The 12,384-nt window shown below is 66.7% G+C and carries 11 protein-coding genes; 5 read left to right on the plus strand and 6 right to left on the minus strand.

Annotated features, from left to right (window positions below):
- The 3 genes from V7Q39_RS14135 to V7Q39_RS14145 all read left to right on the plus strand — a co-directional run.
- A partial coding sequence (locus V7Q39_RS14135) for a proton-translocating transhydrogenase family protein (protein WP_333817252.1) occupies positions 1–93 on the plus strand: 93 nt, incomplete at its 5' end.
- Positions 94–103: 10 nt separating this feature from the next.
- Positions 104–1,537 carry an NAD(P)(+) transhydrogenase (Re/Si-specific) subunit beta gene (locus V7Q39_RS14140; protein ID WP_333817242.1) on the plus strand — a complete coding sequence of 478 codons (1,434 nt, stop codon included), beginning with the start codon at positions 104–106 and terminating at the stop codon, positions 1,535–1,537.
- Positions 1,538–1,827: 290 nt separating this feature from the next.
- Positions 1,828–3,108 (plus strand): DUF3422 family protein, encoded by a 1,281-nt coding sequence (locus tag V7Q39_RS14145; protein ID WP_333817243.1) that lies wholly within the window; start codon positions 1,828–1,830, stop codon positions 3,106–3,108.
- 77 nt (positions 3,109–3,185) lie between these two features.
- Here V7Q39_RS14145 and V7Q39_RS14150 read toward each other — a convergent pair whose 3' ends face one another.
- The 5 genes from V7Q39_RS14150 to V7Q39_RS14170 form a co-directional block, all read right to left on the minus strand.
- Positions 3,186–4,097: an ABC transporter permease gene (locus V7Q39_RS14150; RefSeq protein ID WP_333817244.1), complete on the minus strand. Its 912-nt coding sequence runs from the start codon at positions 4,095–4,097 to the stop codon at positions 3,186–3,188.
- Positions 4,090–5,097 (minus strand): ABC transporter permease, encoded by a 1,008-nt coding sequence (locus V7Q39_RS14155; RefSeq protein ID WP_333817245.1) that lies wholly within the window; start codon positions 5,095–5,097, stop codon positions 4,090–4,092. Before V7Q39_RS14155 ends, V7Q39_RS14150 begins: the two co-directional genes overlap by 8 nt.
- Positions 5,098–5,165: 68 nt before the next feature.
- Positions 5,166–6,869, minus strand: coding sequence for a peptide ABC transporter substrate-binding protein (locus V7Q39_RS14160; protein WP_333817246.1), 1,704 nt, complete (start codon positions 6,867–6,869; stop codon positions 5,166–5,168).
- On the minus strand, positions 6,866–7,927 hold the full coding sequence (locus V7Q39_RS14165) for an ABC transporter ATP-binding protein (protein ID WP_333817247.1): 1,062 nt from the start codon (positions 7,925–7,927) through the stop codon (positions 6,866–6,868). Before V7Q39_RS14165 ends, V7Q39_RS14160 begins: the two co-directional genes overlap by 4 nt.
- The gene (locus V7Q39_RS14170) at positions 7,920–8,942 is read right to left on the minus strand and encodes an ABC transporter ATP-binding protein (RefSeq protein ID WP_333817248.1); all 1,023 of its coding nucleotides are present in this window, start codon (positions 8,940–8,942) and stop codon (positions 7,920–7,922) included. Before V7Q39_RS14170 ends, V7Q39_RS14165 begins: the two co-directional genes overlap by 8 nt.
- Before the next feature lie 248 nt (positions 8,943–9,190).
- Here V7Q39_RS14170 and argE point away from each other — a divergent pair, with 248 nt between their 5' ends.
- Both argE and V7Q39_RS14180 read left to right on the plus strand, forming a co-directional pair.
- Positions 9,191–10,348 (plus strand): acetylornithine deacetylase, encoded by a 1,158-nt coding sequence (argE, locus tag V7Q39_RS14175; protein WP_333817249.1) that lies wholly within the window; start codon positions 9,191–9,193, stop codon positions 10,346–10,348.
- Positions 10,345–11,685, plus strand: coding sequence for an NAD(P)/FAD-dependent oxidoreductase (locus tag V7Q39_RS14180; RefSeq protein ID WP_333817250.1), 1,341 nt, complete (start codon positions 10,345–10,347; stop codon positions 11,683–11,685). The genes argE and V7Q39_RS14180 overlap by 4 nt, the downstream gene beginning before the upstream one ends.
- A 99-nt stretch (positions 11,686–11,784) precedes the next feature.
- On the opposite strand, the gene V7Q39_RS14185 is transcribed toward V7Q39_RS14180, so the two are convergent.
- Positions 11,785–11,982 (minus strand): heavy-metal-associated domain-containing protein, encoded by a 198-nt coding sequence (locus V7Q39_RS14185; protein WP_333817251.1) that lies wholly within the window; start codon positions 11,980–11,982, stop codon positions 11,785–11,787.
- Between the last annotated feature and the right edge of the window lie 402 nt (positions 11,983–12,384).

Genomic DNA, 12,384 nt, shown 5'->3' on the forward strand with positions numbered 1-12,384 from the left:
CTCGCGGCGCTGTCGGTCTTCATGGCCGGGATCAACATCTTCGGCGGCTTCATGGTGACGCGCCGGATGCTCGCCATGTTCCAGAAGTCGTAAGGGGGCAGTCATGGCTTACGGATTTACCACGGCTGCTTACGTCGTTGCGGCAGTTCTCTTCATCCTCTCGCTGGGCGGGCTTTCGGGCCAGGAAAGTGCCAAGCGCGCGGTCTGGTACGGCATCGTCGGCATGGCGCTGGCGGTGGCGGCCACGCTCTACGGGCCGGGCTTCGGCCTCTGGTGGCTGTCGGTCCTGCTGATCGCGGGCGGCGGGGCGATTGGCTGGGTCGTGGCGCAGCGCGTGCAGATGACCGAGATGCCGCAGCTGGTGGCGGCGATGCACAGCCTCGTCGGCCTCGCGGCGGTGTTCATCGGCTTCAACACCCATATCGAGATGGTGCGGATCGCCGGGATGGACGAGGCCGCGCGGGCGGCGCTGACCGGCTTTGCCGCGACCATCGCGCACAAGACCGGGGTGGAACTGTCGATCCTGCGGGTCGAGACCTTCCTTGGCGTCTTCATCGGGGCGATGACCTTCACCGGATCGGTCATCGCCTTCGGCAAGCTGGCGGGCAAGGTCGACGGCAAGGCGAAGAAGCTGCCGGGCGGACATCTTCTGAACGCGGCGGCGGCGATCATCTCGCTGGCGCTGCTGGTCGTCTACCTGCAATCGGGGTCCACGCTGGCGTTGATCGGCATGACCGTGGCGGCCTTCTTCATCGGCTACCACCTGATCATGGGGATCGGCGGGGCGGACATGCCGGTCGTGGTGTCGATGCTGAACAGCTATTCCGGCTGGGCGGCGGCGGCGATCGGCTTCTCGCTGTCCAATGACCTCCTGATCGTCGTCGGCGCGCTGGTGGGTTCCTCGGGGGCGATCCTGAGCTACATCATGTGCAAGGCGATGAACCGGAGCTTCATCAGCGTGATCCTGGGCGGCTTCGGCGGGACGACGGGTCCGGCGATGGAAGTCACCGGCGAGCAGATCGCCATCGACGCGGAAGGGGTGGCGGCGGCGCTGAACGATGCGGACAGCATCATCATCATTCCGGGCTACGGGATGGCGGTGGCGCAGGCGCAGCAGTCGGTCAGCGAACTGACCCGGAAGCTGCGGGCAAAGGGCAAGAATGTGCGCTTCGCGATCCACCCCGTTGCAGGCCGTCTGCCGGGGCATATGAACGTGCTTCTGGCCGAGGCGAAGGTGCCGTATGACATCGTCTTGGAGATGGACGAGATCAACGAGGACTTCCCGGAGACCGACGTCGCCATCGTGATCGGGTCGAACGACATCGTGAACCCCGCGGCGCAGGAGGATCCGAACTCGCCCATCGCGGGGATGCCGGTGCTGGAGTGCTGGAAGGCGAAGCAGGTCTTCGTGTCGAAGCGGGGGCAGGGGACGGGGTATTCCGGGATCGAGAACCCGCTCTTCTACAAGGAGAACACCCGGATGTTCTACGGGGACGCGAAGAAGAGCATCGACAGCCTGCTGCCGATGATCGAGTGAAAACCGGGCGGGGTGGGGTAGCGCCCGCCCTGCCACCCCCTTTGGCTGCCCGCGCGTGGGCAGTTTTGGGAGACGTGCAATTTCAATGGCTTGGCTGCGGGCGTTAGGAGTTTGTTAATCCCTGCCTGCAGACGCGCTTTGCCGCCCGATTGAGCAGTCGGCCTCCGATCCGTCTGTGAAGGATCGGCGATTGGGCAACAGAGCGGCGGCATACCCTTGTATGCCGGTATTCCTCTGGAAAGCCGCGCGGCAGCGTCTTACCTCTCGGCCAACAGCCGCCGAGACGCCCGATGCCGACCCACGACCATCCCCTGCGCTATGCCATGGTGAACGAGCTGCACGCGCGGCCCTTCCCGTCGCTGGAGGTGCCCTCGACCGCGGTTTATGTCGCGATCAAGGAGCCTGAGCAGGCGCAGAACCGGGACCGGGCCAAGGATCTGGCGCATCTCCTGGCGCTTCTGGACCGGCACGGCAGCGCGCATCCGCAGCCGGGGGCGACGCATTTCCAGGGGCCTGTCGGACGGGCCGAGCTGAAATGGGAGAGCCATACCGAGTTCGTCACCTATACCGCCTTCTCGCCGGGCGTGTCGGTCCGGCCCTTCGATTCGGCGGAGGCGGAGGTGCTGCCGGAGGACTGGCTGGCGGCCGCGCCGGGCAAGCGGCTGACCTCGGTCCTGATCCGGGTGGAGCCGATGCCTGCGAGCGACGACGATCTGCTTGCGCGGCTGGACGAGTGGTTCGTGCCGGAGAGCCTGGCCGTGGCCCGCGTCGTCGACGGGGCGGCGGCGGTGGCGGGGGATTTCCGCATCGACCCTGCGGGGCATATGCGGTTTGCGGTCTTCGTCGCGCCGGGGACCGGTCCGCGCCGGGTGGGACGGATCGTGCAGCGGCTGTGCGAGATCGAGACCTACCGGGCGATGTCGATGCTGGGGCTGATGCGGTCGCGCGAGCTGTCGGCGCGGCTGAACGCGCTGGACCCGAAGCTTTCCGCGCTGGTCTCGAGCCTCGACGATGCCGAGCCCGCGCCCGAGGCGGCGCTGCACCAGCTTCTGACGATCTCGGCCGAGTTGGAGAGCCTGGCGGTGCAGTTCTCGTTCCGCTTCGGGGCGACGGCGGCCTATGAGGCCATCGTCAACCAGCGGATCGAGGTCTTGCGCGAGATGCGCATCCAGGGCCGCCAGACCTTTGGCGAGTTCATGATGCGGCGCTATGACCCGGCGATGCGGACGGTGAAATCGGCGGAGAGCCGGTTGAAGGCGATGGCGGAGCGGGCCGAGCGGGCGGCGGAACTGTTGCGGACGCGGGTCGACGTGGAACGGTCGGCGCAGAACCAGCGGCTCTTGGAAAGCATGGACCGGCGGGCCGATCTGGCCTTGCGGCTTCAGCACACGGTCGAGGGGCTGTCGGTGGTGGCGATCAGCTATTATGCGGTCAGCCTTGGCGGCTATCTCTTGAAACCCGCGGCCCATGCGCTGCACATCGGGCCGGAGGCGCTGCTGGCGGGGCTGGTGCCGGTCGTTGTGCTGGGCGTCTGGCTGATGGTGCGCCGGATACGGAACCGGCTGCACTGAAGGACCGCTCCTCGTGCGCCTTCGGCTTCTCGTCGCCGGGGACCGGGGCCAAGGAGCGCCGAAGGCGACGACGAGCGTCAGCGGCCGCGGATGCGGGGATCGAGCGCGTCGCGCAAGCCGTCGCCGATGTAGTTCACCGAAAGCACGGTCAGCGAGATCGCCACGCCCGGCCAGATCACCCGCTCGGGGTAGACCTGCATGTATTGCAGCCCGTCATAGAGAAGGCGCCCCCATGTCGGGAAGTCGGGCGGGAAGCCGAGCCCGAAGAAGCTCAGCACGGATTCGGTGATGATCGCCTCGGCCACGCCCAGGGTGGCGGCGACCATGACCGGCGAGACCACGTTCGGCAGGATGTGACGGCGGATGATCCGGTTCGGTCGCGCGCCGATGGAGCGGGCCGCCAGCACATATTCGCGTTCCTTCAGGGTCAGCACCTCGCCCCGGACGATGCGGGCGGTGGCCATCCAGGAGGTGATGCCGATGGCGAAGACGATCAGAGTGAAGGCGCCAAGCTCGGGGCCGAGAACCCCGGCGAGGCGGTCGCGGAAGAGCATCACCATGACGAGAAGAAGCGGGATCACCGGCAGTGCGAGGAACATGTCGGTGAGCCGCATCAGGAGGCCGTCGAGGCGGCGGAAATAGCCCGCCATGGTGCCGACGAACGTGCCGAAGACGATGGCGATCACCATGGCGACGAGGCCCACGGCCAGGGAGACCCGGCCTGCCAGCAGCATCCGGCCCAGCATGTCGCGGCCAAGCTGGTCGGTCCCCAGGGGGAAGCGCAGGGAGGGCCCCTGGTTCTTCAGCTTGATCGCCTGGGCGACCGTCAGCTTCTCCGGCACCCAGAGATAGGGGCCGATCAGCACGGCGAAGATCAGCAGGCCGATCACGATCAGACCGAAGAGCGCGCCCTTGTGGGTGCGGAACTGCTGCCAGATCTCGTGGCGGGGGCTGGAGGGCCGGGGCGGGGCGGAGGTTGTGTCAGTCATAGCGGATCCGGGGATCGAGGAGGCCGTAGAGCAGGTCGGCGATCAGGTTGAAGAGCACGATCAGCACGGCGAAGATGAAGGCGAGCGTCTGGACCATCGGCAGGTCGTTGGCATGGATCGCGCCGATCAGCGCGGCGCCGATGCCGTTCACGCCGAAGAGGTTCTCGGTGATGATCGCGCCGCCGAAGATCGAGGGGATGCCGAGCGCGATGACGGTGACGACGGGGATCAGCGAATTCCGCAGGACGTGTTTCAGGACGACGATGCGTTCGGTCATCCCCTTGGCGCGGGCGGTGCGGACATAGTCCTGCGTCATGTTGTCGAGCATGGAGGAGCGCATGTAGCGGCTGATCGTGGCAGCGTTGGCGAGGCCAAGGGTCATCACGGGCAGGGCCATCTGCTTGGCCTGCTTGAGGAAGCTCTGCCAGTCCGTCACCGAAAGCGTGGTGTCGTATTTCGTGGGGAACCAGCCGAGCCAGACCGCGAAGATGATGATGAAGAGGGTGCCGGAGAAGAAGGTCGGGACGGAAAAGCCCAGCATGGCGAAGAGCGTGCCGCCCTGGTCGAAGATCGAATACTGGCGGTAGGCGGAATAGATGCCGATGGGCAGGGCGATCAGGATGCCGACGAGATAGGCGGTGCCGATCACGGTCATCGTCTGGGGCAGACGCTGGCCGATGATGGTGAAGACCGGGCTGCGCGACTGCCAGGACAGGATGCGCTGCTCGCCCTCGGCCAGGTGGGTGCCGAACCAGCCGTCGAAAAGGGTGGCGGGCTCGACCCAGAAGAACTGGCGCAGCCAGAGGACATAGCGCACGAAGACCGGCTGGTCGGCGCCGAGCGCCTCGATCATCTTCTTGCGGACCTCGGGGGGCACGGTCAGCGGAATCTCGGACATGGGCGAGCCGGGGGCGAGATCGACCAGCAGGAAGATCACCAGGCTGATGACCAGGAGCGTCGGGATGGCCAGCAGAAGCCTGCGTAGCGTGAAGGTGAGCATGCGGCTCTTGCGCCCCTGATCGGAGGAGAGGGTGCGGGGCCGGATCGCTCCGGCCCCGAGAGGTCAGGTCACTTCACGCGGAACCAGTCCGCGACGTTCCAGAACTCCGAGTCCCAGGCGTTGATCACGACGCCGCCGAGCGCGTTGGAATGCGCCGAGAGCGTGCCGCGATGGACCAGCGGAACGACGATCATGGAGTCCTTCGTCACCATGTCGTTCAGCTTCTTGGCGATCTCCTGCCGCTTCGCGATGTCGGTCACCCCGCCAAGCTCGGCGAAGAGCGCGTCATACTCGGGCGTGCAGAAGCGGTTGATGTTCTCGCCCTGCCACTGGGTTTCCGGGCTGGGGGCGTTCTTGCACTGGTACTGGCCGAGGTAGACCTCCGCGTCCGGGCTGTCGGAGTTGTTGGCATACATCTCGACATCGGCGTAGAACTTCTGGAAGGTATCGGGCGAGCCCGGGTCACCGCCGAAGAAGACGCCCGGGTCGATGGCCTTCAGCTCCACCTCGACGCCAAGCTCGGTCCACCAGTCCTTGATCAGCGCCTGGAAGTCCTGGCGGATCGGGTTGACGGTGGACTGGTACAGGATGTGCAGCTTCTTGCCGTCCTTGTCGCGGATGCCGTCGCCGTCGGTATCCTTCCAGCCGGCCTCGTCCAGCAGCGCCTTGGCGCCTTCCATGTCCTGCGCGATGCAGCCCTCGTTGTCCGAGGCCCAGGCCTCGGGGGCCGGGATGACGTTGCAGGTGGGCTTGCCGCCCTCGCCATAGCCGACCTCGACCAGGATCGAGCGGTCGATGGCCTTGGACAGCGCGGTGCGCACCTTGATGTCCGACAGGATCGGGTGGGGGTGCTTGGCAGTCGAGCGCTCGCCTTCCGGCAGGGCGGGGTCGGGGTCGGTGGTGTTCATTTCCAGCCGCTCGACCAGGGTGCCGAAGGCGACGACGAACTGGCCCTTGCCGGCGGCGGTCATCGAGGCCTGGGTTTCGGGCGGGATCTGGGTGTTCCAGGCATAGTCGAACTCGCCCGTCTCCATCACCGCGCGGGCCGAGCCTTCGGCATCGCCGCCGCCCTTGATCACGGCGGTCGCGAAGGCGGGCTTGGCCGGGTCGCGGTAGTTCTCGTTCGCGGCCATCGACACGGTGTCATTGACGGTGAAGCCGGTCACCTTGAACGCGCCGGTGCCGACCGGCATGTTGTTGGCGTCGGTGCAGGTGGGGGCCGCCGCGCCGAGGCAGGCCTCGAACTGCGCCTTCTGCAGGACCGGGGAAAGCGCGCTGACGAAGGCGGTGTAGGGGTTGGCCTTAGCGGCGGTGAAGGTGACCTTGATCGTCGAGGGATCGACAGCCTCGACCGATTTCACGCCTTCGAACTTGGTGGCCTGGGCGCAACCGCCTTCGGGGTGGGTGCAATACTGCCAGGTGAAGACCGCGTCATCGGCGGTGACGGCGCTGCCGTCCGACCATTTCAGGTCGGGGAGGAGCTTCCAGGTGATCGAGGTCATGTCGGCCGAGATGCCGCCGTTTTCCACCGTCGGGATTTCGGTGACGAGCTTCGGCACCAGCACGCCCTCGGGGTCGAGGCCCGCCAGCGGCTCCAGCACCAGAGAGGAGGCGTAGACGTCCTTGGTCCCGCCCGAGAGATAGGGGTTCATGATCGACACGGCTTGCGGGAAGGTGAGCTTCACCTCGCCGTCGGTGCCGCGTTCGGCAAAGGCCGCGGGGGCCATCCCCATCACGGCGGCTGCGCCCAGAAGGGCGGTTCTCATTTTCATCGGGTCTCTCCTTGTTGGTTACGCGTCTGTTTCTTGTGCTCTGGAACCTCGGATGCGCCGGTTGATCCGGCGACGGTATAGAGATGGCAGGCGACCAGGCGGTCGGGCTCGACCTCCAGAAGGTCGGGTTTCACGGTCAGGCAGACGCTCATCACCTTGGGGCAGCGGGTGCAGAAGTTGCAGCCCTTGGGCGGGTTCGCCGGGGAGGGCACGTCGCCTTTCAGGATGATGCGGTTGCGGCGGGCGGCAAGCTCGGGATCGGGCTCGTTCACCGCAGAGAGCAGCGCCTCGGCATAGGGGTGCAGGGGCTTCGCGTAGAGGTCTTTCGAGGGGGAAAGCTCGGCGATGCGGCCCAGATACATGACCGCGACCTTCTGGGCGAGGTGGCGGACCATGCTGAGGTCGTGGCTGATGAAGAGATAGGTGAGCCCCAGCTTTTCCTGCAAATCCTCCAAGAGATTGACGACCTGTGCCTGGATCGAGACGTCCAGCGCGGCGATCGGCTCGTCGCAGACGATGAAGCGCGGTTTCAGGGCCAGCGCGCGGGCGATGCCGATGCGCTGGCGCTGGCCGCCGGAAAATTCATGCGGGAAGCGGTTCACGAACCGGCGGTTGAGGCCGACCTGATCCATCAGCTCGTAGACGCGTTCCAGCTTCTGCTCGCGGGTCCAGTCGGTGTGTTCGTCCAGAGGTTCGCTGACGATCTCGGCGAGACTCATGCGGGGGTTGAGGCTGGCCTGCGGGTCCTGGAAGACCATCTGCATCGTCGGGCGCTTGCGGCGGAGCGCCTCTGGTGCCAGATGCGCCACATCGTCGCCGTCGATCACCACGCGGCCTGCGGTGGGCTCGTAAAGCCGCAGCATGGCGCGGCCCACGGTCGACTTTCCGCAACCGGATTCGCCGACAAGGCCCAGGGTCTGACCGGCCATGATGTCGAAGGAGACCCCGTCCACCGCCTTCACGTCGCCGGTATGCTTGCGGAAGATCCCGGTGTAGATCGGGAAATGCATCTTCAGGTTCTGGACCTGGACAAGCGGCGCGGGCGCGGCGTCAAGCATGGGCGGGCTCCTGTCTTGCGGGAGCGTGCCAGTGGCAGGCGACATCATGGCCAAGACCGACGGGCTGGCCATCGATCGCGCGGCGGGCCGGGTTGACGGCATCACAGGTGTCGAAGCGGTATTCGCAGCGGGCGCGGAACGGGCAGGCGTCGAGCGCGCCGGTCAGGATCGGCGGCTGGCCCTCGATCACCTTGAGGCGCGCGTCGCGGGGCCCGGTGATGCGCGGGATCGCCTGCAGAAGGGCGCGGGTATAGGGGTGCTGCGGGTTGGCGAAAAGCTCCCTCACCGGGGCGTGTTCGACGATCTGGCCGCCATACATCACCATCACCCGGTCGGCGATCCCGGCGATGACGCCGAGGTCATGGGTGATCCAGATGATCGCCATGCCGAGCTTGCGGCGCAGATCCTTCACCAGCTCCAGGATCTGCGCCTGGATGGTGACGTCGAGCGCGGTGGTGGGCTCATCCGCGATCAGCACGTCGGGGTCGCAGGCCAGCGCGATGGCGATCATCACCCGCTGCCGCATCCCGCCGGAAAACTGGTGCGGATACTGGTAGAGACGGCGCCGCGCGTCAGGAATGCCGACCAGTTCCAGAAGCTCGACCGCGCGGGTCTCGGCCTGGGTCCGGGACATGCGCATGTGCTTGATCAGCGGTTCCATGATCTGGTTGCCCAGCGTGAAGACCGGGTTCAGCGAGGTCATCGGGTCCTGGAAGACGAAGCCGATCTTGGCGCCGCGGACCGCGCGCAGCTGGTCGCCGGTCATCGCCAGCAGATCCCTGCCGTTCAAGAGCACCTTGCCGGAGCGGATATCGGCTGGCGGCGCGGGCAGGAGCCGCAGCAGCGACATCATGGTGACGGACTTGCCCGAACCGCTTTCGCCCACCACACCCAGAAGTTCGCCCGGCATGAGGTGGAAGCTCACGTCATTCACGGCGTGGATTTCGCCGCCACGGGTGCGGAAAACGGTCTTGAGGTCCCTGACATCAAGGACGGGCGCGGCCGGTTCGGCCATTCAGTTCTCCCCGCGACGTTCTTATGTCTTGTTATCATTGGCTGATTTTTCAGCCTTGCAGCCCTTTGCGGGCCGTTCCGTCAACTCTTCCCGATTCTTGGCCTTCTATCAATCCTGATTTGCGGTGCGATTCCACAGCGTTTCCCCGGCAGATCGACCGGCCTGCGCGCCAATCTGCCAGATATTGACTTGCGCAAGTCCGGGAGACAGGCTGGCTACCAGATGTAGCTCTCGCAAGGGAAACCGCGATGGATGTGCTGACGCCGCGTCAGATTCTGGATCACCTGGTCAGTTTTCCGACAGTCAGCCGCGACTCGAACCTGGCGCTGGTCGACTGGCTGCAAGGCTACCTTGCGGGGCAGGGGGTGAAGTGCTTCCGGCACTGGAACGAGGACCGGCAGAAGGCGGCGCTGATCGCCCATGCCGGGCCTTGGGTCGAAGGGGCGGTGGTGCTGTCGGGCCATTCCGACGTGGTGCCGGTGGATGGGCAGGCCTGGACCTCGGATCCCTGGGTGGTGGAGGAGCGGGACGGGCGGCTTTACGGGCGCGGGACCTGCGACATGAAGGGCTATGTCGCGCTGGCGGTCTGGGCGGTGGTCGAGGCGCAGAGGCGCGGGGTGGCGCAGCCGTTGCAGCTGGCCTTGTCCTATGACGAGGAGGTGGGCTGCACCGGCGCGCCGCCGATGATCGAGACGATGCAGCAGGTGGTGCCGAAGGGCGAGGTCGCGCTGATCGGCGAGCCGTCGCGGATGAAGGTGATCACCGGGCACAAGGGCGGCACGGGCTATGCGGTGCATGTGAAGGGCTATGAGGTGCATAGCTCGCTTCTGCCCGAAGGGGTGTCGGCGATCATGGAGGGGGCGCGGCTGATCAGTTGGGTCAACGACCGGAACGACGAAATCCAGGCGCGCTCGCGCGGGGCGGTGGGGGGGCGGTTCCACCCGCCGTTCACGACGCTGCACATCGGGCGCATCCAGGGCGGGACGGCGGACAACATCACCGCCGCCGACTGCCGCTTCGCCGTGGAGATGCGCTGCGTGCCGGACGACGACATCGAGGCTCATGCCGGGGCGTTCCGAGGGGCGGCGGAGGTGCTGGACCGGGCGCTGAAGGCGCGGCGTCCCGAGGCGGGGGTGACGCTGGAGCGGTTCTTCAATGTCTCGCCGCTGCGGCCCGAGGTCGACGGGGCGGCGGAGGCGCTGGCGCGGTCGCTGACCGGCGAGAACGAGACGGGCGTCGTGTCCTATGGCACCGAGGCCGGGCAGTTCCAGGACGCGGGCTATTCGGCGGTGGTGGTCGGGCCGGGCGACATCGCCCAGGCGCACCAGCCGGATGAATATCTGGAGGTTTCCGAGTTCCTTGCTGGCCAGCGGTTCATGGAGCGTCTTCTGGAGCGACTGGGATGAGCTTTCCGATTTCCGAGGCCTCGCCGGTGCGGTTCGGGGCCGCCTTGCCGCCACGTGCCGATGTGGTGGTGATCGGCGGCGGCGTGATCGGGGTGATGACGGCCTGGTTTCTGCGCGAGAGGGGCCTGTCGGTGGTCCTGTGCGAAAAGGGCCGGATCGCGGGGGAACAGTCCAGCCGCAACTGGGGCTGGGTGCGCCAGCAGGGCCGGGACCCGGGCGAGCTGCCGATCATGGTCGAAAGCCTGGCGATCTGGAAGCGGCTGGCGGCAGAGATGGGCGACGTGCTGGGCTTCCGGCAGACCGGTGTCCTGTACATGGCGAAGACCGAGGCCGAGATCGCGGGTTTCGAGGCCTGGACCGAACATTCCCGCGCGCATCAGCTGGACACGCGGCTCCTGACGGCGGGCGAGACCATGGCGATGCTGAAGGGGGCGGCGGCGCCGTGGAAGGGCGGGCTGTTCACGGCGTCCGATGCGCGGGCCGAACCCTGGGCGGCAGTCCCGGCGCTGGCGGCAGCGGCAGAGGAAAAGGGCGTGGTGATCCGCGAGGCCTGCGCGGTCAGGGGGCTGGACCTTGCGGCGGGCCGGGTCGCCGGGGTGGTGACGGAGGCGGGGCGGGTGGCCTGCGACCATGTGGTTGTGGCCGCGGGGGCCTGGTCCCGGCTGTTCCTGGGCCGGCACGGCATCCGCATCCCGCAGCTTTCGGTGCTGGCCTCGGTCGCGGCGACCGAGCCGATGCCGGAGGTCTTCGCGGGCAATGCCGCCGATGACGACTTCGCCTTCCGCCGCCGGGCGGACGGGGGATATTCGATTGCCCCCGGCGCGCGGCATGACTTCTTCATCGGGCGGGATGCCTTCGCGAGCTTTGGCGTCTATCTGCCTGTGCTGAAAAAGGATTTCCGCTCCACCAATTTCCGCCTGATGGCCCCGAAGGGCTTTCCCGACGCCTGGAGCACGCCGCGCCGCTGGGCGCTGGACCGCGAGAGCCCGTTCGAACGCCAGCGCATCCTGAACCCCGCCCCGAACATGCAGACTCTGGCCGAGGTGCAGGACAGTTTCGCGAAAGCCTTCCCCGCGCTGGGTCGCCCGAAGCTGAAGACGGCCTGGGCGGGGATGATCGATACGATCCCCGATGTGGTGCCGGTGGTGGATCATGCGCCCATTTCCGGCCTGACCATCGCCACGGGGATGAGCGGGCATGGGTTCGGCATCGGGCCGGGCATGGGGCGGGTGGTGGCGGATCTGGTGACGGGCCGGCCGACCGGGCACGACCTGACCCGCTTCCGCCTGTCGCGCTTCAGCGACGGCAGCAAGATCGAACCGGGGCCGAGCCTGTAGAACGGTGAACACCGCCCCCGGGACAGTGCAAGTCCAAGAATTTTCCAGAAAATTCTTGGACCACCTCCGGCGTGGCCATTCGGCAAGCGTCGTTCCGCTTCAGGCGAGCGTTGCCGGATAGCCCGCCTTGTCCAGCGCCTGGATCAGGGCGGCGGCGGGCGCGGGGCCTGCAACCTCGACCTTGCGATTGGTCAGGTCGACGGTGACGGCACCGGCTTCGGGCACGGCGCCGAGCGCGGCCTCGACCGTGGCCTTGCAGTGGTTGCAGCTCATATCGGGAACGGAAAGTGTGGTCATGAAAACGTCCTCTCGTGCCGTGATTGGCCCAGAGCTTCGCGCCCGCGTCAAGGTCTGCGCGCACGCCATGTGGCAAGGTTGCCTGACGCCGCGCAAAATCGTCCGCCTGCCAGTTTCCAAATCGCTTTAAAACCCCTACAAGGAAGCGATGTTTGCGGTAACAAAAGCTGACGTGACTCGTGCGGCGCAGCGAATCCTGATACGGCGCCGCAATCGAAAGCTGGCTTGACCGCCGTCCACCGGCGCTTAGGCTTTCCCTGGAGAAGACCTTGCTGGACAAGACCGTGACCGATCTTAGCGTGACCCCCAATATCCTTCAGGCCAGCATCCTGCGGCATCTGACCTTCACCGTCGGCAAGGACGCCCCGCATGCCAGCGCGCATGACTGGCGGATGGCGCTGT

The sequence above is a fragment of the Tabrizicola sp. genome (genome assembly GCF_036781545.1).
Taxonomy (GTDB): domain Bacteria; phylum Pseudomonadota; class Alphaproteobacteria; order Rhodobacterales; family Rhodobacteraceae; genus Tabrizicola.

Coding starts and splice junctions, on each gene's coding strand:
- V7Q39_RS14140 (WP_333817242.1), top strand. CDS start 104: ATGGCTTACGGATTTACCACGGCTGCTTACGTCGTTGCGGCAGTTCTC.
- V7Q39_RS14150 (WP_333817244.1), bottom strand. CDS start 4,097: ATGACTGACACAACCTCCGCCCCGCCCCGGCCCTCCAGCCCCCGCCAC.
- V7Q39_RS14170 (WP_333817248.1), bottom strand. CDS start 8,942: ATGGCCGAACCGGCCGCGCCCGTCCTTGATGTCAGGGACCTCAAGACC.
- argE (WP_333817249.1), top strand. CDS start 9,191: ATGGATGTGCTGACGCCGCGTCAGATTCTGGATCACCTGGTCAGTTTT.
- V7Q39_RS14185 (WP_333817251.1), bottom strand. CDS start 11,982: ATGACCACACTTTCCGTTCCCGATATGAGCTGCAACCACTGCAAGGCC.
- V7Q39_RS14165 (WP_333817247.1), bottom strand. CDS start 7,927: ATGCTTGACGCCGCGCCCGCGCCGCTTGTCCAGGTCCAGAACCTGAAG.
- V7Q39_RS14145 (WP_333817243.1), top strand. CDS start 1,828: ATGCCGACCCACGACCATCCCCTGCGCTATGCCATGGTGAACGAGCTG.
- V7Q39_RS14155 (WP_333817245.1), bottom strand. CDS start 5,097: ATGCTCACCTTCACGCTACGCAGGCTTCTGCTGGCCATCCCGACGCTC.
- V7Q39_RS14180 (WP_333817250.1), top strand. CDS start 10,345: ATGAGCTTTCCGATTTCCGAGGCCTCGCCGGTGCGGTTCGGGGCCGCC.
- V7Q39_RS14160 (WP_333817246.1), bottom strand. CDS start 6,869: ATGAAAATGAGAACCGCCCTTCTGGGCGCAGCCGCCGTGATGGGGATG.